Origin of the sequence: Nocardiopsis mangrovi (assembly GCF_042653925.1) — a bacterium.
In the GTDB taxonomy this organism is placed as follows: Bacteria; Actinomycetota; Actinomycetes; order Streptosporangiales; family Streptosporangiaceae; genus Nocardiopsis_B; species Nocardiopsis_B mangrovi.
Genome location: NZ_JBHSFQ010000009.1, coordinates 76,465 through 98,007, shown reverse-complemented (window position 1 = coordinate 98,007; position 21,543 = coordinate 76,465). Strand labels below are relative to the sequence as shown.

At 72.8% G+C, this 21,543-nt stretch carries 16 protein-coding genes; 4 read left to right on the top strand and 12 right to left on the bottom strand.

Features of this window, described 5'->3' with window-relative positions:
* Positions 1-107 precede the first annotated feature (107 nt).
* Complete coding sequence (locus ACFO4E_RS12030; RefSeq protein WP_378573924.1) at positions 108-3,383, bottom strand: sensor histidine kinase; 3,276 nt, start codon at positions 3,381-3,383, stop codon at positions 108-110.
* A gap of 570 nt (positions 3,384-3,953) precedes the next feature.
* Between ACFO4E_RS12030 and ACFO4E_RS12025 the strand changes: the two genes are divergently transcribed.
* Positions 3,954-5,219 (top strand): D-alanyl-D-alanine carboxypeptidase family protein, encoded by a 1,266-nt coding sequence (locus ACFO4E_RS12025; protein ID WP_378573922.1) that lies wholly within the window; start codon positions 3,954-3,956, stop codon positions 5,217-5,219.
* Between the two features lie 53 nt (positions 5,220-5,272).
* Here ACFO4E_RS12025 and ACFO4E_RS12020 read toward each other — a convergent pair whose 3' ends face one another.
* The gene (locus ACFO4E_RS12020) at positions 5,273-5,950 is read right to left on the bottom strand and encodes a hypothetical protein (RefSeq protein ID WP_378573920.1); all 678 of its coding nucleotides are present in this window, start codon (positions 5,948-5,950) and stop codon (positions 5,273-5,275) included.
* Positions 5,951-6,135: 185 nt separating this feature from the next.
* On the opposite strand from ACFO4E_RS12020, the gene ACFO4E_RS12015 reads away from it, so the two are divergent.
* Positions 6,136-6,552, top strand: coding sequence for a hypothetical protein (locus tag ACFO4E_RS12015; protein WP_378573919.1), 417 nt, complete (start codon positions 6,136-6,138; stop codon positions 6,550-6,552).
* A 38-nt stretch (positions 6,553-6,590) separates the two neighbouring features.
* Here the strand turns inward: ACFO4E_RS12015 and ACFO4E_RS12010 are convergent, their stop codons facing one another.
* The 9 genes from ACFO4E_RS12010 to ACFO4E_RS11970 form a co-directional block, all read right to left on the bottom strand.
* Entirely contained in the window at positions 6,591-6,806 is a 216-nt protein-coding gene (locus tag ACFO4E_RS12010; RefSeq protein WP_378573917.1) for a hypothetical protein, read from the bottom strand.
* A 129-nt stretch (positions 6,807-6,935) separates the two neighbouring features.
* The gene (locus ACFO4E_RS12005; RefSeq protein ID WP_378573915.1) at positions 6,936-7,958 is read right to left on the bottom strand and encodes a LacI family DNA-binding transcriptional regulator; all 1,023 of its coding nucleotides are present in this window, start codon (positions 7,956-7,958) and stop codon (positions 6,936-6,938) included.
* 72 nt (positions 7,959-8,030) lie between these two features.
* Entirely contained in the window at positions 8,031-9,428 is a 1,398-nt protein-coding gene (locus tag ACFO4E_RS12000) for a GH1 family beta-glucosidase (RefSeq protein WP_378574025.1), read from the bottom strand.
* 59 nt (positions 9,429-9,487) lie between these two features.
* Complete coding sequence (locus ACFO4E_RS11995; RefSeq protein WP_378573913.1) at positions 9,488-10,393, bottom strand: carbohydrate ABC transporter permease; 906 nt, start codon at positions 10,391-10,393, stop codon at positions 9,488-9,490.
* Positions 10,390-11,280 carry a carbohydrate ABC transporter permease gene (locus ACFO4E_RS11990; RefSeq protein WP_378574024.1) on the bottom strand — a complete coding sequence of 297 codons (891 nt, stop codon included), beginning with the start codon at positions 11,278-11,280 and terminating at the stop codon, positions 10,390-10,392. Before ACFO4E_RS11990 ends, ACFO4E_RS11995 begins: the two co-directional genes overlap by 4 nt.
* Before the next feature lie 277 nt (positions 11,281-11,557).
* A complete protein-coding gene (locus tag ACFO4E_RS11985; RefSeq protein WP_378573912.1) occupies positions 11,558-12,853 on the bottom strand; it encodes an extracellular solute-binding protein in 1,296 nt (431 codons plus the stop codon).
* 260 nt (positions 12,854-13,113) lie between these two features.
* Positions 13,114-13,956 carry a MetQ/NlpA family ABC transporter substrate-binding protein gene (locus tag ACFO4E_RS11980; RefSeq protein WP_378573910.1) on the bottom strand — a complete coding sequence of 281 codons (843 nt, stop codon included), beginning with the start codon at positions 13,954-13,956 and terminating at the stop codon, positions 13,114-13,116.
* 126 nt (positions 13,957-14,082) lie between these two features.
* Complete coding sequence (locus ACFO4E_RS11975) at positions 14,083-14,763, bottom strand: methionine ABC transporter permease (protein WP_378573907.1); 681 nt, start codon at positions 14,761-14,763, stop codon at positions 14,083-14,085.
* Positions 14,760-15,719: a methionine ABC transporter ATP-binding protein gene (locus ACFO4E_RS11970; protein WP_378574022.1), complete on the bottom strand. Its 960-nt coding sequence runs from the start codon at positions 15,717-15,719 to the stop codon at positions 14,760-14,762. Before ACFO4E_RS11970 ends, ACFO4E_RS11975 begins: the two co-directional genes overlap by 4 nt.
* A gap of 709 nt (positions 15,720-16,428) precedes the next feature.
* Here ACFO4E_RS11970 and ACFO4E_RS11965 point away from each other — a divergent pair.
* Both ACFO4E_RS11965 and ACFO4E_RS11960 read left to right on the top strand, forming a co-directional pair.
* Positions 16,429-17,457 carry a coiled-coil domain-containing protein gene (locus ACFO4E_RS11965; RefSeq protein WP_378573905.1) on the top strand — a complete coding sequence of 343 codons (1,029 nt, stop codon included), beginning with the start codon at positions 16,429-16,431 and terminating at the stop codon, positions 17,455-17,457.
* Between the two features lie 571 nt (positions 17,458-18,028).
* Positions 18,029-19,060: a DUF3558 domain-containing protein gene (locus tag ACFO4E_RS11960; protein WP_378573903.1), complete on the top strand. Its 1,032-nt coding sequence runs from the start codon at positions 18,029-18,031 to the stop codon at positions 19,058-19,060.
* Positions 19,061-19,157: 97 nt separating this feature from the next.
* Here the strand turns inward: ACFO4E_RS11960 and metE are convergent, their stop codons facing one another.
* Positions 19,158-21,422 (bottom strand): 5-methyltetrahydropteroyltriglutamate--homocysteine S-methyltransferase, encoded by a 2,265-nt coding sequence (gene metE / locus ACFO4E_RS11955; RefSeq protein WP_378573901.1) that lies wholly within the window; start codon positions 21,420-21,422, stop codon positions 19,158-19,160.
* Positions 21,423-21,543 lie beyond the last annotated feature (121 nt).

Here is a 21,543-nt window from a genome sequence, read left to right as displayed (position 1 = left end):
TGATGCTAATTCATGCCTCATCCGTGATCTCCGGCTGCCCCCGCGGCACGGCCCTCGGGCCGCGCCGCGGGGTGCCGGGCCGTGCCCGGACGTACCCGCGCTGAACACTAGTTCTCCTCGGAGGGCTGATCGCCGGTTCGGTTGCGCCCTTCGCGGATCCCCTTCTGGAAGCCCGAGAAGCGATTACGCACGCGATCCGCGGAACGCGCCGGAATCTGCTTGACGTTCTCCGGCTGGGGAGCCGTACCGGGGACAAGGTTTGCCTTAGGAACGCGTTTTGGCAACCCCGAACTCGTCAGGCCGCCGGCGATGGGCTCCGAGGCGCTGCGCGCGGCCTTCCAGCCGCGGTCGGCGTCGGAGTGCCACTCGTCCTCGGTCCTCGGCTGCTCGGGAGCGCTGCTCGGGCGCAGCGGCACCTGCTCCGCACCCGCCGCGGGCGGAGCCGCGGGCGGAGCCGCGGGCGGAGCCGGAGGTGTGGGTGCGGGGCGCGAGTGCGGGCGGGGCCTGCGGTAGACGCCCGCTGTGCGGTCGCGGGCGCCCCCCATTCCGGCCGGCGGGGTGGCGGTGTCGGCCGCGGCGTCCGGGGCGGACGCGGCGCCCGTGGCCGCCGCGGTCCGGCCGCCCGGGCCGCCGCCGTTGGCACCGGCGCCGTTGACGCGCGGGATCGGACCGGTCTCGGGCTCGGAGACGGGCCCGCCGGTGCGCCGGCGGAACCAGTTGGACTCGATGGCGTCGAAGATCGGCAGCGCCTCGGCGGCGTGCTCGGGGGAGGGCGGCACGACCGTGTCGCGGCCCGCCGCGCCCCCGCCGTAGCGCCGGGACAGGTAGGCGGTGGATCCGTAGCCCTCGCGGGCCTCGGGGTCGCCCGGCCGGGGGCCGGAGCGGTCCGCGGCCGACCGGTCGCGTGCCGCCGCCCAGACGCCGCCCGCGGACTCCGGCTCGGCGTGCCAGGAGCGTGTCTCCTCGGCCGGGAGGCGCTCCGCCGGCCGCTCCCCCGCACCGGGCGGGTCCAGGGCGTCGCGTCCGCGCGAGGCGGGGCCGGCGCCGTAGGAGGAGTAGGGCTGCACGGGCTCCACGGGCTCGACCCGGGGCTCCTGGGCGCGGGTCCGCTCGGGGAGCGGGGGCTCGCTGCGCAGGGGCTCGGGTGCGGGCGGGGGTTCCGGGGCCGGGGGCGCGGAGGGCGCGTTCCAGCCGGTGCGCCACAGGTCCTCGCCGCTGGGCGGGTGCTCCTCGCGGCGGCCGCCGCCCGCGGGCCCGGAGTCGTCGCCGGGCCGCGGGGCGACGCCGGGGCTGCGCTTGGGCAGGTCGCCGGCGCCGTTGCCGCGCGACGTCGACCACATGTCGTCGGGCTCCGGCGGCGCGGGGCTGGCGGCGAAGGCCGCGGCGGCGTCGGCGTAGGTGTCGGGGGTTCCGGGGGCCGAGCCCGGCGAGAGCGGCGCGGGCTGCTCCACCGGGGTGATCAGCAGGTCGGGCGGGAAGACCGCGGCCGCGATGATGCCGCCGTTGTGGGCCTCCGACAGCCGCACCTGGATGCCGTGGCGGGCGGCCAGGCGGCTGACCACGAACAGGCCCATGCGCCGGGAGACGCCGACGTCGATGACGGGCGGCTCGGCCAGGCGGGTGTTGGTCGAGACGATCTCATCGGGGGCCATGCCGATGCCGCTGTCTGTGACCTCGACCAGGACGCCGCCGCCGTCGAGGACCTGGGCGGTCACCGAGACCTGGGTGTCCTGCGAGGAGAAGGAGGTGGCGTTCTCGACCAGCTCGGCGACCAGGTGGATGACGTCGTTGACCGGCCGGCCCAGCACCGAGATGTGGGAGGGGGCGCGGACGTTGACGCGGTCGTACTGCTCGACCTCGGAGATGGCGCCGCGCAGCACGTCGACCAGCGGGACGGGCTGCGCCCACTTGCGGGTGTTGTCCTGGCCCGAGAGAACGAGGAGGTTCTCGTTGTTGCGGCGCATGCGGGTGGCCAGGTGGTCGAGCGAGAAGAGGTCGGACAGCCGGTCGGAGTCCTGCTCGCTCTGCTCCAGGCCGTCGATCAGCCGGAGCTGGCGCTCGACCAGGGTCTGGCTGCGGCGGGAGAGGTTGACGAACATCGCGTTGACGTTGCTGCGGAGGGCGGCTTCGTCGGAGGCCAGGCGCAGCGCCACCCGGTGGACTTCGTCGAAGGAGCGCGCGACCTCGCCGATCTCGTCGTGCGAGGACACGGCGATGGGCTTGACCTCGACCTCGTCCGGGGCCGTGTTCAGCTCCTGCATCCGGCTGATGGCGCCGGGCAGGTCCTCCTCGGCGATCCGCAGGGCGCCCTCGCGCAGCGCCCGCAGCGGGCGGACCAGCGACCGCACCACCAGGGAGGTGATGATGCCGACCGCGATGATCACGGAGATGACGATCAGGGAGTCCAGCAGCGACCGCATCAGCGCGGCCCCCTGGAGGTCGGACGCCTGGCCCCGCACGGAGCCGGCCAGGGAGTCCTCGACCTCTTCCATGCGCTCCAGCGAGGTGGTGGCCACCCCCAGGTAGGACTGCGCGTTGTCGTCGTCGCTGATCCCGGTGAGCCGCTGGTCGGTCTCGGCGCGCATCATGACCCGCAGCCGGGTGGTGGCCATCTGGCTCACCTCGACGCCGGTGAACGTGGTGTCGAAGACCTGGCGCTGTTCGGGGGTGGCGCTGTTGCTGAAGTTCTGGATCTCGTTGTCATAGCGCGCGCGGGCGCCGTCGACGGCTTCCTGCACACCGCCCGACATCGTGCCGCGCACCAGGGAGTGCAGCATCAGCGCGGCCTCGTAGGACAGCTGCTCGCGCGCCCGGCCCAGAGCGGTCGTGGTGCGGACGCTCTCGCGGAGCTCGGTGTCCTCGGTGGACTCCGCGATGGTCTGGCTGAAGTCGCTCATCGAGGTGATGACCTGCCGGTACTTCGCGACGGTCGGCAGGACGGTGACGCGGGTGCTCTGGACCTCGTCGCGGATGGAGTCGAGCCCCTCGATGGCGGTCACCATGGACGACAGCCGGTCCGAGGCGAGCTCGGTGCCGGGGTCGCCCAGGGCGAGCACCGCCTGGTCGACCCTCTGCTGGGCCTGGAGGCTCAGCTCGACCTCGTCCTCCAGCGCGCCCCGGAGCCCGTCCGAGCGGAGCGCGTAGTTCGGGTTGTCGGCGATGTAGGCCGCGCTGGCGAGCCGCTCGCGGCCGAGCTGGTTGGCCAGCTCCACGACCGCCTCGTGGAGGGCCGCCGTGTTCTCGATGCGCTCGTGGGTGAGCGTGTTGACGACGCCTTCATAGACCCTCAGCCCGGCCAGGGCCAGGGCCACGACCGTCGGGATGACGATGAGAGCGACGAGACGGGAGCGCACGCGCCAGTCGCGCGGCGCCCACCAGCGCACTTTGCGCGTAGAGGTTCCGGATCGCCCGGCAGGCGGCTCCTCATGACGGGAGTCTGCACCATCTTCTGTCGCTCGTGTCGACACGGACCCTCGCAACCTTTCGTGTCACCGCCTCGGGTGATGGACGTTGGCCCCCCATGAGTTGCCGCAGGCTGCCAGGCGGATCCGTGGTGACTCCGGGGCCGGCCGTTCGGCGTGGCCGTGCACGGCGATCGGCGACGGATGGGGTGGGGATCGTCCGCGCCGGGCGCGCCTCAAGAGGGGGAGAGGCGTCGAGCACCATAAACCATGAATGGTGCACGTGAGGTGGATAGCGTACCAATTAGCACAGAGGTATCCGAGACTCCGACGGCACTCAATCCGGAAGATCTTCGCAACCCAGGCTCCCGTAACCGCACGTTTCCGCCCATGACGCGTTGATCAGGGCAGGAACGGGGCCTCCTCACTCTCCTCACCCATCACATTGATAACTTTTTGAACACACCGGTGACGAAAGGTGATGTCACGACAACGCTGTGTCAACGTGACACGTAGCGACGGACGTGGCGTAAGGGCACGAGGGGGACACCGGTGATAGGCAGCCGAGGCGGTGCGGTCCGGCCGGGCCCCGGCACGGCCGCGCTCCGCGCCGCCCTCGCCGCCGTCCTCCTGGCCGGGCTGGTCGCCGCCGGCCGGCCGGACACCCCCGCCGATCCGCCCGGCGCCGACGACATCGAACGCGCCCGCGCCGCCGAACAGGAGCGCGCCGACACCGTGGGCGAGCTGACCGCCCGGCTGGCCGGCGTCCGGGCCGAGCTCGACGGCCTGCACGCGGAGGCCGACCGCGCGATCCTCGCCTACGGCGACGCCGTCGAGCGCCGCGACGACGCCGAGCGGCGCGCGCGCTCGGCCCGGCGCGCCGCCGATGGCGCCGCCACGGCCGGCGACGGTGCCCGCCGCGATGCCGTCGCCTACGCCGTCGCCGCCTACACGGGGGCCGACCTCTCCCCCGCCGTCGCCTGGACCGCGGCCCGCGGCCCCCAGGAGGTCGTCGACCGCGCTTCTTATCTCCGGCTGCTCAGCGGCCACCGCGGCCAGGTCCTCGACCGCGCCGATGCCGCCGGCACCGCCACCGGGACCCTGGCGCGGCGCGCGGCGGAATCCGCCGCGGCGAGCCGCGCCGCGGCCGGCGACGCCGAAGCCGCCAAGCACAAGGCCCTGGACGCCGTTGCCGAGCAGGAGGGGGCGGTCGCGGACATCCTCGCCGAGCAGACCGAACTGGAACTCGCCCTCGCGGCGGCGCACGACCGCACCGACTCCTTGGAGCGCCGGCGCGAGCAGGCCCTCGACCGGGCCGCGGCCGCGGCCCGCGACGACGACCGCGATGAAAGCCGCGGCGAGGACCCGCCGCCCCCCGCCACGGCGACGGCCGTCGGCCGGGCGCCCGGCTGCACATCGGTGCGCACCGCGGGCTACGCCAACGGGCGCATCCCCGATTCGGCGCTGTGCCCGCTGCCGCAGACCGGCGAGCGGCTCCGCGCCGACGCCGCAGCGGCGTTCATCGAACTGGACGGCGCCTTCCGCTCACGCTTCGGCCGCCCGATGTGCGTGGCCGACTCCTACCGGCCGCTGCACGAGCAGGTGCGGCTGTTCCGCGAGATGGCGGCCGGGATGGCCGCGAGTCCCGGCACCAGCACGCACGGCCTGGGCATCGCCGTGGACCTGTGCGGCGGCGTGAACGTCCACGGCTCAGCGGAGTACGTGTGGATGATGGCCCACGGGCCGCGCCACGACTGGCACAACCCCGCCTGGGCCCAGAACGGGTTCGAGCCCTGGCACTGGGAGTACACCGGCTGACCCGGGCGGCCGGCGGTGCGCCCGCGGAGGCGCCGCGCCCGGCGGCGGGCCCCCTACACCCCGGAGCCCACCCGGATCTCGAAGTCGCCCAGGGCGCCGCCGTCGACGAACAGCTCCTCGCCCGGCTCCAGGAGGCGGGTCTCGGCCGGCAGGTACGCCGCCATGCCGCCGTGCCCGGCCGGCACCCAGCCCAGGCCGCCGCCGATCTCGGCGCGGGCCAGCTCGGTGTCGTCCACCGAGGCGGCCACGCTCAGGTCCGAGCCGTCGAACTCGTCACCGGTGACGACCGCCGGGCCCAGGGTGAGCGACACCGGCACCCGCCCGGGGGTACGCCACAGGCAGGCGGGGGCGTAGCCCACGTGGCGGCCCCCGGCGCCGAAGAGCGCGACCGCGCCCACCGCGGCCGACACCGCCTCGGCACCGGGCGGCAGGCCGGCCCCGTCGTCGGTGCCGCGGACCAGGGCGGGGTCGAGGGTCGTCCAGCCCCCGCCGGTGAAGGCGGGGACCGGCGCGGCGGGGCGCACCGGGGCGCACAGCCGGGTCTCGAACTCCACGATGATCTCCACCGGAGCGGCCAGCGCGCGCTGGAAGGCGTCGCCGAGCGCATCGCCGTTCCCGGCCAGCAGCTCGGGGAGGCTCTGCCCGCCCGGGTAGCCGAACACGCAGCCGTCGTCGATGACCCCTGCCCGCTCGCCGCCCCCGCTCGGCGACAGATAGGTGACCCAGCGCATGACGCATCCCCTCCCCCGGCCGGCTGTATCCGGCCGTCCGGCCGCCACCGCCCTAGTGCACGGTATCCCGGGCCGGGAGCCTATGAGGACGGCGCCCGTTGCGGTGCGGGCGGCGCTCGGGGACCGCGCGGACCGATCCCGGGGTGTGCCCGCGCGGGCGGCCCGGAACGTGGGAGCGTTGCCCCATGCACTACCACGGATATGAGTGGCGCGGATCGGACGAGGAGCGCGCCCGGCACCGGGCGGCGGGCCATATCGACAGCCCCGGCTTCCGGTCGTCGGAGGTCCCGCCGATCAAGATCTGCTGGTGGCTGCGGCGCCCGGCGCACGCGGTCCAGGGGACGTGGGACGCGGCCGCCGACGCCGTCGGCTGGATGGCGGAGCGATACGCCGGGATCGAGGCCGCGCTGGAGGATCCCGCTCCGTTCTGGGCCGCGACCGCGGGCCGCCACGGCGCCGCGGAGCGCGATCTGTCGGCCGGCCGCGACGTGTCGTGGGGCTACCGGCTGCGCGACGGCGGGCGGGCCTTCATCGTGGCCGTGTGCTGCTCCCCCAACGGCTGGGAGGACCTGCGCTGCCCCCTGGCGACCGACGCGGGCTGACCGCGGGCTGGCCGCGGCCCGCCGCCGCGAGCGGCCGCTCAGCCGGCGGCGACGTGGTGGTGCGCCTTCCCCGTCCCGGTGCACATCCGGCACTCCTCCTCGACGCGCTTCCAGGAGATCATGCCGTCGCCGTCCTGGACGGGCATCTCCGGCCGCCAGCGGCCCGATCCCGAGCAGTAATGGCACGCCAGGTCGTCCCGGCTGCACCACGGGCAGTCGGTGAGCGCACAGCACTCGCGTGGTCGCGTGTCCATCGGTCCCCTCCAGGAGCGGGGGACGGCGCCCGGGCGGCGGCCCCTCACCATCGCACCGCGAAAGCGTGCACAGCGTCGCACAGTCGGTCACCGGGCGTCCAGGGTTCGCCGCCGGTCCCGGGGCCCGCGTCACGCCGTCTCGCGCACCACCAGGTGGGGGTCGAGGATGAGCCGGTGGGAGGCGCTGGCGCCGGGGATGACGCTGTCGGCCAGCAGCCGCGCCATCTCCCCGCCCATGCGGGTGGTGGGCTGGTGCACGGTGGTCAGAGGGGGGTCGTTGTGCAGGGCGAAGCTGGAGTCGTCGTAGCCGATGACCGCCACGTCCTCGGGGACGCGGCGGCCCGATGCGCGCAGCACCCGCATGGCCCCCAGCGCCATGGGGTCGGAAGCGGCGAAGACGCCGTCGAGGCCGGGCGTCGTCTCCAGCAGCCGGCGCATGGCCGCCTCGCCGCTCTCGAAACTGAAGTCGCCGAAGGCGGTCAGCTCCCCGGGGGCGGGGCGGCCGGCGTCGGCCAGTGCCGACCGGTAGCCGACCAGCCGGTCCTCCCCCGCGCCCATGTCCTGCGGCCCGGCGACGGTGGCGATGCGCTCGCGCCCGGTCCGGATCAGCCGCTCGGTGGCCATCCGCGCGCCGCCGACGTTGTCGATGTCGACGTAGTGGATGGGGTGGCGGGTCTGCCACTGCGGCCGGCCGCCGATGACGAGGGGCACCCCCGCCTCGGCCAGCCGGTCGGGCAGCGGGTCGTGGCGGTGCAGCGACACCAGCAGCACGCCGTCGACGTGGTGGCCGGTGAGGTAGTCGCCCAGCCGGTCGTGTTCGTCCGCGGAGCGCGCGGTGGTGAGCATGAGTTGAAGCTCACGCTCGTTGAGCACCGCGCTGACCCCGCGGACCACGTCGGCGAAGAAGGGCTGGGCGAACAGCCGCTCGTCGGGCTCGGAGACGACGAGGGCGACGGTGTCGGTGCGCCGGGTGACCAGGGTCCGGGCGGCGTGGTTGGGCACATAGCCCAGCTCGGCGATCGCGGCGCGCACCGCCTCGCGCGTCGCCGGGCTGACCTGGTCGGACCCGTTGATGACGCGTGAGACGGTGCCGCGCCCGACCCCCGCGCGCGCGGCCACCATCTCCAGCGTCGGCCGTCGGCCACCGTTCATGACGCACCCTCCGAGTCCCCCGTGCCGCGTCGGGCGCGGTCCCCTCGCGCGCCCCCTTCCACCATTACACCGCTATCCGGGCAGCTCTCCGGACCGCGCGACCTGCGCATACCACCGTCCGCTGTCCTTGATCCGGCGGCGCTGGGTCTCGTAGTCGACGTGGACCAGCCCGAAGCGCTGGCTGTATCCCCAGGCCCATTCGAAGTTGTCAAGCAGTGACCAGGCGAAATACCCCGCCAGCGGCGCACCGGCCTTCATCGCCTCGCGCACGGCCCGCAGGTGGCCGTCCAGGTAGGCGACGCGGTCGGGGTCGTGGACGGCGTCGTCCTCGTCCACCTGGTCGGGGTAGGCCGCACCGTTCTCGATGATGTAGATGGGCACGCCCTGGGCGTCGCCCGCGAGCCGGGTGAGCACGTCGTAGAGGCCGGAGGGGTCGACCTCCCAGCCGATCCCGGTGCGCGGCAGCCCGTGCCACACGAAGGTGAGGTCCTCGCACCCGACGTAGGCGCTGCTGTCGCCGCCGCTGGCGATGTCGGCCGGGTCGATGCCGCGGTCGGAGGCGGCGATCCAGTGGGGGGTGTAGAAGTTGACCCCCACGAGGTCCAACGGGGCGGAGATGATGGACAGGTCGCCGTCCTTGACGAAGGCGAAGTCGCTCACCGGGGCGAGGTCGTCCAGGACGTCCTGGGGGTAGGCCCCCTGGAACAGCGGACCGTGGAAGATCCGGTTGCGCACGCCGTCGGCCCGCCGCACCGCGGTGATGTCCGCGGGGTCGGTGGAGTTGGGCCGCAGGGTGGTGGGGTTGAGCACGAGGCCGACCCGGCGCGCCTGGCCGGTCCCGCCCTGCCCCTCGCGCAGCGCCGCCGCGGCCAGGCCGTGCCCCAGCATCAGGTGGTGCGCCGCCGCGAGGGCCGCGGCGGGTTCGCGGCGGCCCGGCGCGTGGGCGCCGTCGGCGTAGCCGAGGAACGCGGCGCACCACGGCTCGTTCACCGTGGTCCAGGTGGAGACCCGGTCCCCCAGCGCGTCGCGCATGACCTCGGCGAAGTCGGCGAAGCGGTAGGCGGTGTCGCGGGCCGGCCAGCCCCCGGCGTCCTCCAGCGCCTGGGGCAGGTCCCAGTGGTAGAGGGTGGGCCAGGGGTCGATGCCCGCCTCCAGCAGGGCGTCGACCAGCCGGTCGTAGAAGTCCAGCCCGGCCTGGTTGACCTGGCCGCCGCCCTCGGGCAGGACGCGGGGCCAGGCGATGGAGAACCGGTAGGCGCCGAGCCCGAGTTCGCGCATGATCGCGACGTCCTCGGGATAGCGGTTGTAGTGGTCGCCGCCGGGTTCGCCGGTGTCGCCGTCGAGGACGTTGCCCGGGGTCTCGGCGAAGGTGTCCCAGATGCTGCGCCCGCGGCCGTCGGCGGTGGTGCTGCCCTCGACCTGGAAGGCCGAGGTCGAGGCGCCCCAGAGGAAGCCGGCCGGGAACCGCACCGCGGGGGCGGCCCCGGGGGCCGGGACCTGCTGGACGACGGGGGACGTCGGGAGTCGAGTCACGCTTTGATCGCTCCTTCCATGATGCGGCCGACGAGCTGCCGGCCGAGCACGACGAAAATGATCAGCAGGGGCAGGGTGGCGAACGTCGCACCGGTGAACATCAGGGCGAAGTCGCGGGAGTACGCCGACTCGTTGAGCTGGTTGATCGAGAACTGGACGGTGGGGTTGTCCGGGTTGAGGACCGCCAGCGCCCAGATGAACTCGTTCCAGACCTGCATGAAGGTGAGCAGCCCCAGCACGACCATCGCCGGGCGCAGAGCGGGCAGCACGACGCTCCAGTAGATCCGGAAGGTGGAGCAGCCGTCGATCCGCGCGGCCTCGATCAGCTCGTCGGGCACGGTCTGCTGCACGTACTGGCGCATCATGAACACGCCGAACCCGCTGACCAGGAACGGGACGATGACGGCCTGGAGGTCGCCGCGCCAGCCCAGCCAGTCCATCATGATCAGCAGCGGGATGACCCCGACCTGGACCGGCACGGCCATGGTGATGACCACCGCGACGGTGAAGAAGGTGCGGCCGGCGAACTTCAGCTTGGCCAGGGCGAAGCCGGCCAGGGAGCAGAAGAACACCACGGAGACCGACACGGTGGTCGCGGCGATCAGCGAGTTCGTCAGGCCGAGGGTGAAGTTGGCCGTGGTGTTGGCGAACAGGCGCTCCATGTTGGCCAGGAACTGGCCGCCGGGCACGATGGCCGGCGGGAACTGCGACGCCGCTGCGTTGTCGCGGGTGGCGATGACGAACATCCACCACAGCGGGAAGACCGACGTCAGAACGGTGAGCAGCAGCGCGAGGTAGGTGAGCGGGGTGGCCTCCCGCATCCGGCGCACGCGCCCACTGGGCCGCGGGGTGCGCGGCGAGCGCCCGCCCGCGGGCCGGGAGATGGTCGTGGCGGTCATCATGCCCCCTTGATCCGGCTCGTCAGCACGACGTTGATCAGCCCGAGGAGGACGACCAGCAGGAACAGCACCCACGCGATGGCCGACCCGTAGCCGTAGTTGCCGTAGCGGAACGCCTCCTGGAAGACGAGCATCATCACCGTCTGGAACTGGCCCTGGGTGCCGCCCTGCATGGCACCGCCGGTGTCGAAGATCGCGGGCTCGGTGAACAGCTGCATCTGGCCGATCGTGGAGATGATGACGGTGAAGATGATGGTCGGCCGCAGCATGGGGATGGTGATCTGGAAGAACTGGCGGACCCGGGAGGCGCCGTCGAGCGCGGCCGCCTCGTAGACGTCCTTCGGCACGGCCTGCATGGCGGCCAGGTAGATGAGGGCGTTGTAGCCGGTCCACCGCCAGTCGATCATCACCGCGATGGCGGCCCAGGAGAAGTACTTGTCGCCGCGCCAGTTGATCGGGTCGATGCCGAGGTAGCCCAGTGCCTGGTTGATGAGGCCGAACTCCGATCCGAACAGCTGGCTGAAGACGATCGCCAGTGCCGCGATGGAGGTGATGTAGGGCAGGATCAGCACCATGCGGAACATGGACTGGCCCTTGATGCGCCGGTTGAGGACGTCGGCAAGTGCCAGCGCCAGCAGCAGCTGGGGGACCACCGCGACGATGAAGATGCCGAGGGTGTTGTACAGCGCCATCCAGAACTTGGCGTCGCCGGCCAGGCGGACGTAGTTGTCCAGCCCGATGAAGCCCTCGTTGCCGCCGATCAGGCTCCACTCGTGGAAGGACACGTAGACCGTGTAGAGCAGCGGGAACAGCCCGAACACCCCGAAGAGCAGGAAGAACGGGGCGATGAACAGGTACGGGGACCCTTTGAGGTCGAGCCGGGAGAGCATCCCGCCGCCTTTGCCGCCGCGCGCGCGGCGGGCCGCGGGGGGACGCCGTCCCCCGGTGGTGCCCGCGCTCGTCGGCGCGGGCGGTGGGGCGCCGTGCCGGGTCGAGGTCACGTCGCGCTCCTTTCCGTCGGTGGGCCGTGGGGCGTGTCCGGCCGGCCGTGCCGGGCACTCGCCCGCACGGCCGCTCCCGGGCCCGCCCCGGAGTGGCGGCCCGGTTCCGGGCGCGGTGGGGAGTCCGCTGCCGGAGGGAAGGACCGGGCCGCCGGGTGGGTCGGGGTCAGCCTTCGCCGACGGCGCGCTCGGCCTCGGCGATCGCGGTGTCCCAGCCTTCGTCCGCCGTCGCCTGGCCCTGCTCGACCGATTCCAGGGCCGCGCGGAACGCGTCGTCGATGACCTGGGTGTCGGGGCCGTAGTAGACGGGGGACAGCTGCTCGGCCGTCGCGGAGTAGATCTCACCGACGGGGGCGTCGTTGAAGTAGGGCCGGGTGAAGTCGGTGACGTCGGGGCTCTCCAGCGCCTCGGGCGAGGAGGGCAGGATGTTGGCCTCGTTCCAGGCGCCGAGCTGGCCCTCGGGGCCGGTCAGGAACTTCGCCAGCTCCGCCGCCTCCTCCGGGTACTCGCTCTGCGTGGGCACGGCGAGGAAGGAGCCGCCCCAGTTGCCGCCGCCGCCGGGGACCGCGGCGACGTCCCAGCGGCTGTTGCCGGCCTCGCCCGCGGTGCTCTCGATGTGGCCGAGCATCCAGGCCGGGCAGGGCAGCGTCGCGAAGGCGTTGTTCTGGATTCCCGCGTTCCACTCGTCGGACCAGATCGGCAGGTTCGCCGAGAGGCCGGCGTCGGCCATGGCGGTGACGGTGTCGTAGGAGGCGCGGGTGTCGGCGTTGTCCTCGACCACCAGGTTGCCTTCGGCGTCCTGGAACGGCTCCCCGCCCGCCTGCGCGGTGACGGCGCGGAAGTAGGGCTGGATGGTGGAGACGAAGCTGGCCCCGGTGTCGGCCGCCATGAACTCCTCACCGGTGGAGGTGAAGTCCTCCCAGGTGGGCCACAGCTCGCCGACCTCCTCGCGGTCGGTGGGCAGGCCGGCGTCCTCGAACAGCTGGACGTTGTAGCAGACGCCCATGCTGCCGATGTCGGTGCCGAGGCCGATGAGGCGGCCGTCGGGGCTGTGCCCCTGCTCCCACTTCCACTCCAGGAAGTCGCCCTCCATCTCGGCGCCGCCGTGCTCGTTGAGGTCGACGAAGCGGTCGGCCTGGGCGAGGAACTGGGCGATGTTGGCCTCCTCGATGGCGACCACATCACCGGCGCCGCTGTCGGCGGCGATGTTCTGCTGGAGTTGCGGGGTGTAGTCGGCGAGGTCGGTGATGTTGCGCTCCTCCACCGTGACGCCGGGGTTCGCCTCTTCGAACTGGGTGATCAGCTCGTCGAAGCCCGGCACGCCGAAGGTGTCGATCACCAGGTTGACCTCGCCGTCGGCCCCCTCTCCACCTCCACCGCCGCAGGCGGTGCTCAAGAGCAGCGCTCCGCCGCCCAGCACGGCGGCGACCACCCGGGCACCGCGCACACGCTTAGTCATCATGCGACCCCTAAAGATTCGGAGAAGTGCATCTCGATCGCGTCCCCGTAACCCTTCATGGGAGCGCTCCCACAAGAGAACTGGCTCACAGACACGCAGTCAATCCCCACGCCTACTGCCGAGATTCAACCGTTATCCGGCGGGGCCGCCGCCACACAGGGTCACGAACACGGCGGGGCGCCCGCACCGTCGTGCGGGCGCCCCGTCACAGCTGGGCAGCCGGGCCTCCGCGGCCCCGTACGGGGCGCGGGGCACCGGCGCGATCAGGACTCGGCGTCGAGCGGGATGACGACGCCCTGCCACTGCTCCTCGATGAACGTGCGGACCTCGTCGCTGTGCAGCAGCTCGTTGAGGGTCGCGATGTCCTCGCTGCCGGCGTCGTCGGCGCGCACTACCAGGCCGTTGCCGTAGGGGTTGTCCTCGGTGTCCTCCCACGCCAGCGCGTTGGCCGTCTCGGGCAGGTCCGCCTCCAGGGCGTAGTTGCCGTTGACCACCGCGGCATCGACGTCGGCCAGCGATCGGGGCAGCTGCGCCGCCTCCACCGGGACCAGCTCCAGGTCCTTGGGGTTGTCCTGGACGTCGTTCTCGGTGGCGGCGTCGCCGGCCTCGGGGTCGAGCGTGAGGAGCTCCTCGGACTCCAGCAGCTTGAGCGCGCGGTCGAGGTTGGCGGGGTCGTTGGGCACCCCCACCTGTGCGCCGTCGGGCAGGTCGGCGAGGTCCTCGATGTCCTCCGCGTACAGGCCGAACGCCTCGAGGTGGACGTTGGCCACCCAGCTCAGGTCGGCGTCGGGGTTGGCCGCCGCGTACTCGTCCAGGAACGGCACGTTCTGGAAGTAGTTGGCGTCGATCTCGCCTTCGGTGAGCGCGGCGTTGGGCTGGTTGTAGTCGGTGAACTCGACGATCTCGATGTTCAGCCCGGCGTCGGCGGCCAGCTCGTCCTGCACGAACTGGAGGATCTCGGCGTGGGGCACCGGCGACGCGCCCACGCGCAGGGTCGTGCGGTCGCCGCCGCCCTCGTCGTCCTGCGCCTGCTCGCTCGGGCTGCCGCACGCGGCGACGGCCGTGGTGAGCGCCGCGGCTCCGATGATGGCCCAGATCTTACGCACGTGTATGCTCCTTCGTTTCGGTGTGGCCTCCGCCGGCCGGGTGGTCGGGGTGGTCGGGTCCGGGCGCGGCGCGCTTGTGGCGGCCGCGCCCGCGGAGGGCGGGCGGCCCGCGGGTCACCGCCCGCATCAGCGGTGGGACAGCCGCCGGATCAGCAGGTCGCCGATGCTCTGCGCGGCCTGGACGACGATGACGAGCAGGACGACCGTCGCCCACAGGTAGTACTCGTCGAAGCGCTGGTAGCCCTCGCGGATGGCGATGTCGCCGAGCCCCCCGCCGCCGATGGCCCCGGCCATGGCGGAGTAGGAGATGAGCGCGACGACCGTCATGACCAGGCCCGCGATCAGGCCGGGGAGCGCTTCGGGGAGCAGCACCTTGCCCACGATGGTGATCTTGCGCGCGCCCATGGCGTGGGCGGCCTCGATGACGCCGCGGTCGACCTCGCGGAGCGCGGTCTCCACGAGGCGGGCGAAGAAGGGGATCGCGCCGATGCTCAGCGGCACGATGGCCGCCGTGGGCCCCAGGGTGGTGCCGATGAGCAGCCGGGTCAGCGACAGCACGGCCACCATGAGCACGATGAACGGCAGGGAGCGGCCGACGTTGACGATCGCGCCGAGCACCGCCTTCACCGCCGGGGCCGGCGTGAGGCCCCCGCGGTCGGTCGTGACCAGCAGCACGCCCAGGGGCAGGCCCACGAGGGAGCTGATGACCGTCGACCACAGCACCATGTAGAGGGTGTCCATGGTGCCGATCCACAGCACGGGGCCCATCTCGGGCCACCTCGCGATGAGTTCGGTCAGCCAGCTCATCGGCCCGCCACCTCCACCAGCAGCCCCTTGCCGCTGAGATAGTCCAGTGCGGCGTCCCGGTTGGCGCCGCTGATCTGCACGTTGAGCCGGCCCACGGACACCCCGGAGACCTCTTCCACCGCCCCGCCGAGCACGTTGACGTCGACATCGAAGCGGCGCGTGAGCTCCGACATCAGCGGTTCGTCGTAGGCCCGGGTGTAGGTGAGCGCGACGGTGTCGTCCGGCAGGCCGGTACCGGGCAGCGGGAACAGCGAGCGCGCCAGCAGCGACCCGGGGGTGGCGAGCAGGTCGAGCACCCGGCCCGACTCGGTGAAGGCGCCGGACTCCATGATCGCGGCGGAGTCGCAGATCCGCTTGATCACGTCCATCTCGTGGGTGATCAGCAGGATGGTCAGGCCCAGCTCTCGGTTGAGGTCGCGCAGCAGCTCCAGGATGGAGGCGGTGGTCGCCGGGTCCAGCGCCGAGGTGGCCTCGTCGCTGAGCAGCACCTTGGGCCGCGACGCCAGTGCGCGCGCGATGCCCACACGCTGCTTCTGCCCGCCCGACAGCTGGGCCGGGTAGGCGCCGGCCTTGTCGGCCAGCCCGACCAGGTCCAGCAGTTCGCCGACCCGGCGCCGGCGCTCGGCCCGCGCGATCCCGGCGATCTCCAGCGGGAACGCGACGTTGGCCGCAACGGTGCGCGACGACAGCAGCGCGAAGTGCTGGTGCACCATGCCGATCCCGCGCCGCGCGGCGCGCAGCCGCGCGCCCCCCAGGGCGGTCAGCTCCTCGCCGTCAACGGCCACGCTGCCGGCGGTGGGGCGCTCCAGCAGGTTCACGCAGCGCAGCAGGGTGCTCTTGCCGGCGCCGCTCTGTCCCACGACACCGAAGATCTCGCCTTGGCGGACGTGGAGGTCGACACCGTCGAGGGCGAGGACCTCGCGGCGTTTCACCCGGTAGACCTTGCGCAGGCCCACAGCGTCTATCACTGGCTTCCTCAATGCTCGGCTCAGGGTGGAATCCGCACACGCCGGAGGCCCCGGACTGCGCGGGGGTGGAAACGGTCCGGGCCGCCGCCCATGGCAGAGCGTACGGAGCGGAAGGTTCCGATGCGGGGGGCGACGCGCTGGCGGAGGTGCGGCCGAGCGGGCCCCGGGAGACGGGAAGCGGATCAGGGGCGCGCGGGACAGCCGCCGCCCGCGCCGTCCCCCTGGGGACAGCGCCGGAACCCGCCGCACATCGCGGAGCGGGCGGCGGTGACGTTGCCGTGATCACGAGAGTCCACAAAGCCACCTAATCATACCGAAATGATGGAAATAGCGCTGATGTGCGAGAACAGCGCGTTACGTACACCACATTTTCCCGCATCGCGCCGCCCCGATGCCGCGGCGTGGCGGGCGATCCCGCGATCACCCTCCGCGGTCGGATGTGAACCGATCCACCCCTGTTGCCCGTGTTCCCCCTAAACTCGACACGGCGACCTAGGACGGGCACCGGATGGCACTTCGCATGGCGACCGGCGAACGGGACCACAGCGATCGCCCCGCCCGGCCTGACGCCGGCCCGCGCCGTCCGTGAGCCCGGCCGCGCCCCCGCGCGCCACGGCCGCCGAGCATCCAGACAACGTGTCGCGAAGGTGTGCCCCGCCACGGCGGGGTCCCCTCGCGCCAGCCGAGGAGCGACCTGGTGGAGCCCCAACGACCGAACGGTGAGACGGATTTCGCCGACTTCTGGGCGGCCGATCCGCCGTGCCCGCGCGAGTGGCCGGCCATCGGCCCGGCCGCCCGCCGCACAGGCGCGGCGGCCGCAGCCATCGTGCTGGCGGCCACCGCGGCACTCGTGCCCTCCTCCACCGCATGGGCCGCCGCCGGGCCCACGGCCCCGATGGAGCCCGAGGTGAGCCTCGACACCCTCCTGGAGCAGTCCGAGGGGCTGAGCGACGAGTACCAGCGCGAGCTGTTCGACATGGAAGCCGTGATCGAGGACGCCCAGAACGCCGCCGACCGGGCCGACAAGACCCGCGAGGAGGTGGACGACGCACAGGACCAGGTGCGCCGGCTGGCGATCGCCTCCTACACCAACGGCGGGATCGACCCCTCGCTCACCCTGTTCGTCGAGGACGACCCGCAGGACATCATCGACCAGGCGCAGCTGGTCGAACACCTGTCGACCACCAACCAGGACAAGGTCGACCAGCTCGAAGACGCCATCGCCCGCGACGAGAAGGCCCAGGACAACGCCGACGAGAAGGTCGAGGTCGTCAAGGAGGACCTCGAAGAGCTCGACTCTCGGCGCGCCGAGGTCCAGGGCCGCATCGCCGACTTCCCCGCCCAGGAGATGGGCGGGGAGTACAACATCACCCCGCGTACGGAGCAGATGCGCGACCTCGTCATCGAGGAGTTCGGCGAGAACAAGGAGAACGGCGGGGTCGGCTGCTACCGCCCCGACGGAGGGTTCGTGGTGGGCGAACACCCCAAGGGCCGGGCGTGCGACTTCATGATCAACGGCAACGGGCAGATGCCGACCGCCGAGCAGCGCGCGCAGGGCGACGCGATCGCCGAATGGGCCATCGAGAACGGCGACCGCCTGGGCATCTACTACATCATCTGGAGCCAGCGCATCTACAACATCGACGGCGGCGGCTGGCGCGAGATGTCCGACCGCGGCAGCATCACCGAGAACCACTACGACCACGTCCACATCTCGATGCTCTGAGCGGGCGGTTCCTGAGCGGGCGGCCGCCGCCGTGAAGCGCCCCCGCAGACCGAGCGGGAAACACTCGACGAACTCCAGGGGGAGGGGGTCGGCCGGTTCCGGCCGACCCCCTCCCCCCGCCTATTTCGATAGCGCAACGATCCCCGCTGTCCCGGGGGTGTTCTCCGCTCTCCGTGCACGTCGCAGCCGGTCCCGCGGGCCCGGTCGTTCCGGGCCGCGCCCTGGTGGCGGTGGCCGCGCCGGAACATTCACACCACGAAATGGTGACGATCACCGACGTTTCCCCCCGAACAGGCGGCAGGGAGGACACACTCGGAAGTTAAGATTCAATCCCCGACCCTCGGTCCCTGGGGTCGCGGCGTCGCGCGTCGGCGACGTGGCCTACACGGGGGCGCAGCACCGACATCGGTCGTCCGTCCGCGGAATCCCCGCGGCCGCCCCGACACCCCGGTTCCGCTGCGCGAGGCCATGCGGATACCGGTCCGCGGCAAGGGGCCATTGAGTTGGAACCAGAAACGCGCCACTGCGCGTCTCACGATCGACACGCACGCAGCTGGCGCCCAGGGGAGTCATGAGCGACAACGGACCGTACACGCAGCCACCGCAGTATCCGGATGGCGACAATTCCGGAGGGCAGCCGCCGTACGGGGGCGCCGGCCAGTACCAGAGTGGCCCCTACCAGGCCCCTTATGGCGGTGACCCCAACACCGGCGGTCAGCCGGGCTACCCCCCGGGATACGGGCCCGGCCAGCAGCCGGGGCCCGGCGCCCCGCAGTTCCAGCAGCCGCAGGACCAGCAGATGTTCGCCGGGGGCGGCCAGCCGCCCTACGGCCCCGGACCGGGCATCCCCCCCGGCGGAGGCGGCTACCCCCCGCCCAAGAAGAGCAGCGCCGGCATGTGGATCCTCGTCGGCGGTGCCGCCGTCATCGTGGTCCTGGTGATCGCGGTGGTGGTCGTGCTGGTGCGGTCCCCGGGCGACGGCGGCCCCCCGGAGGCCGTGGCGCCCTCGGCCGAAGCACCCGCCGAGGAGGAGCCGGCCCAGGAAGGGGAGACCGCCGCCCCGGCCGAAGGCCAGAGCGGCCCGCCCTACGCCCTGCCCGAGGACCCCTGCAACGCGATCTCCGAGGCCAAGCGCGACGAATACGGCCTCGACGACGGCAGCAAGAGCCTCACCGACAGCTCGTCCAGCTGCAACTGGTACGTCGAGGGCGAAGGCGACGCCTACGGATCGATCACGCTGGACTACGCCACCCCCTACGCCGGGTCCGACTCCGTCGAAGGCGCCACGGAGGACTTCCAGACGAACGTCGACTACAGCACCGACGAGAGCGGCGACTACACCGAGCGTGAGGTGCACGAGGACCAGGAGGTCGCCCTCGGCGACGAGGCCCGCCTGGTGTTCGCCACCGAGGTGATCCTCGACACCAACGACTCCGTCTCCACGATGCTCATCCGCAAGGAGAACATCAACATCGAGATCCGCTACTCGCTGGCCCCCGGCCTGTCGGCGGACGAGGACACCCCCGCCCCGCTGGAGTTCTCCGACGTCGAGGGCATGATGAACGACCTCGGCCAGGAAGCTCTGGCCCCGCTCGGCGGCTGATCCCCCGGACGAGCGAAAAGGGGGGGTGCGGGCACGGCCCGCACCCCCCTTCCGCGTTCCCGGGTGGGGCGGGGGCGTGCGCCCCCGCCCCACCGGCTCACCCGGCCAGGTCGGCGCGCACCCGGCGCGCCGCCTCGACCATGTTGCGCAGCGCGGGCTCGGCCTGCGCGTAGTCGCGGGTCTTCAGCCCGCAGTCGGGGTTCACCCACAGCCGGTGCGGCTCCACCGCGCTCAGGGCGCTGCGCAGGGCCGCTTCGATCTCCGCCACCGACGGCACGCGCGGCGAGTGGATGTCGTAGACGCCCGGCCCGATCCCCCGCCGGTACCCGGCGCCGGCGAGGTCGCCGACCAGCTCCATGTGCGAACGGGCCGCTTCGACGCTGGTGACGTCGGCGCCCAGCGCTTCGATCGCACCGACGATCCGGCCGAACTCCGAGTAGCACATGTGGGTGTGGACGGTCGTGCTGGCGGCGGCGCCGGAGGTGGCGAGCCGGAACGCGGCGATCGCCCAGTCCAGGTAGGCGGCGTGCCGGTCGCCGCGCAGCGGCAGCAGTTCGCGCAGGGCGGCCTCGTCGACCTGGACGTGCCGGATCCCCGCGCGCTCCAGGTCGGCGATCTCGTCGCGCAGCGCGAGCGCCACCTGGCGCGCGGTGTCGCCCAGCGGCTGGTCGTCGCGGACGAAGGACCACGCGAGCATGGTCACGGGGCCGGTGAGCATGCCTTTGACGGGGCGGTCGGTGCGCGACTGCGCGTAGGTGATCCAATCGACGGTCAAGGGCTCGGGCCGGGACACGTCGCCGTAGAGGATCGGCGGGCGCACGCACCGCGAGCCGTAGGACTGCACCCACCCGCCGCGGGTGGTGGCGAAGCCGCTCAGGCGCTCGGCGAAGTACTGCACCATGTCGTTGCGCTCGGGCTCGCCGTGGACGAGGACGTCCAGCCCGATGTCCTCCTGGAGCGCGATGACCCGGTCGATCTCGGCGCGCATGCGCCGCTCGTACTCCCCGGTGGTGATCCGGCCCGCACGGTGGTCGGCGCGCGCCCGCCGGACGTCGGCGGTCTGCGGGAACGAGCCGATGGTGGTCGTCCGCAGGACCTGTCCGTCGCCGGCGTCCCGCCCCACCCGGGCGGGGGTGTCGCCCAGGGCGTCCAGGCGCGCGCGCACGCGCGGATCGCGGAAGGACGCGGGTGCGGGCGCCGCCGCGCGGGCCCGGTCCAGTTCGGCGGCCAGGGCGTCGCCGCCGCCGGAGAGGGCGCGGCCGAGCAGCACCACCTCGTCCACTTTCTGCCGGGCGAACGCCAGCCGCTCCCGCAGCACGGGGTCGAGGCCGGTCTCACCCGCCAGGTCGATGGGCACGTGCAGCAGGGAGCACGACGTGCTGACGGTCACCCGCCCGGCCAGGCCCAGCAGGGCGCCGAGCGAGGACAGGGCGGCGGCGATGTCGCACCGCCACACGTTGCGTCCGTCCACGACTCCGGCGACCAGGGTCTTGTCGCCCAGGCCCGAGACGGCGGCGATGTCGGCGACGGATTCGGGGCCGCTCACCAGGTCGAGTCCGATGCGCTCGACGGGGGTGCGCTTGAGGGCGTCCAGTGCCCCGGGGCCGATCGCGCCGAAGTAGGTGGACACCAGCAGCTCGGGCCGGTCCGCGAGGCCGCCCAGGGCGCTGTAGGCGCGTTCCAGGGCCGCCACCTCGGCGCGGCCGTCGTCGGTGGCCAGGACGGGTTCGTCGAGCTGCACCACAGCCGCTCCGGCCGCCGACAGCTGGGCCAGCAGCTCCGCGTAGCACGGGATCAGCTCGTCCAGCAGGTCGAGCGGGCGCCAGCCCTCGGGCGCCCCTGCCGCGGGCTTGGCCAGGAGCAGGAAGGTCAGCGGGCCCACCAGGACCGGGTGTGTGGGTATCCCCAGCCCCTTGGCCTGGGTGAACTCCGATAGCGGCTTGGTGCCGGCGAGGCGCGGGCGCGTCGTCGGCGACAGTTCGGGGACCAGGTAGTGGTAGTTGGTGTCGAACCACTTGGTCATCTCCAGGGGCGGGGCGTCCCCCGACCCGCGCGCCATGGCGAAATAGGTCCGCAGTTCGGCCTCGCGGCCCTCGGCTCCGCCGGCCGCGCCGGCGAAGCGCTCGGGAACGGCGCCGAACAGGACCGCGGTGTCGAGCATGTGGTCGTAGTAGGAGAACGTGTTCGACGGGATCTCGTCGATCCCCGCGGCGCTCAGTTCCGTCCAGACGCCGCGGCGCAGCCGCGCGGCGACGGCGTCGAGTTCTCCGGCGGGGATCCGCCCCGCCCAGTACCCCTCGCAGGCCCTCTTCAGCTCGCGGTCGGGGCCGATGCGGGGGTAGCCGTGAACGGTGGTCGTCATCGGGCGCCCCCGCGGGTGGCGACCGTGTGCGGTGCTCGCATGGCCTCGTCTCTCCCTCGTCGATCAGCCTGGGGTCCAGGGCTCCGGGGAGGAAGGAGGGCACGCGGCAGCGGGCTCCACC

Excerpts from the sequence above, each read along its gene's own strand:
- ACFO4E_RS12020 (WP_378573920.1), bottom strand. The coding sequence starts at position 5,950 with ATGCGCTGGGTCACCTATCTGTCGCCGAGCGGGGGCGGCGAGCGGGCA.
- ACFO4E_RS12015 (WP_378573919.1), top strand. The coding sequence starts at position 6,136 with ATGCACTACCACGGATATGAGTGGCGCGGATCGGACGAGGAGCGCGCC.
- ACFO4E_RS12010 (WP_378573917.1), bottom strand. The coding sequence starts at position 6,806 with ATGGACACGCGACCACGCGAGTGCTGTGCGCTCACCGACTGCCCGTGG.
- ACFO4E_RS12005 (WP_378573915.1), bottom strand. The coding sequence starts at position 7,958 with ATGAACGGTGGCCGACGGCCGACGCTGGAGATGGTGGCCGCGCGCGCG.
- ACFO4E_RS11995 (WP_378573913.1), bottom strand. The coding sequence starts at position 10,393 with ATGATGACCGCCACGACCATCTCCCGGCCCGCGGGCGGGCGCTCGCCG.
- ACFO4E_RS11990 (WP_378574024.1), bottom strand. The coding sequence starts at position 11,280 with ATGCTCTCCCGGCTCGACCTCAAAGGGTCCCCGTACCTGTTCATCGCC.
- ACFO4E_RS11985 (WP_378573912.1), bottom strand. The coding sequence starts at position 12,853 with ATGATGACTAAGCGTGTGCGCGGTGCCCGGGTGGTCGCCGCCGTGCTG.
- ACFO4E_RS11975 (WP_378573907.1), bottom strand. The coding sequence starts at position 14,763 with ATGAGCTGGCTGACCGAACTCATCGCGAGGTGGCCCGAGATGGGCCCC.
- ACFO4E_RS11960 (WP_378573903.1), top strand. The coding sequence starts at position 18,029 with ATGAGCGACAACGGACCGTACACGCAGCCACCGCAGTATCCGGATGGC.
- metE (WP_378573901.1), bottom strand. The coding sequence starts at position 21,422 with ATGACGACCACCGTTCACGGCTACCCCCGCATCGGCCCCGACCGCGAG.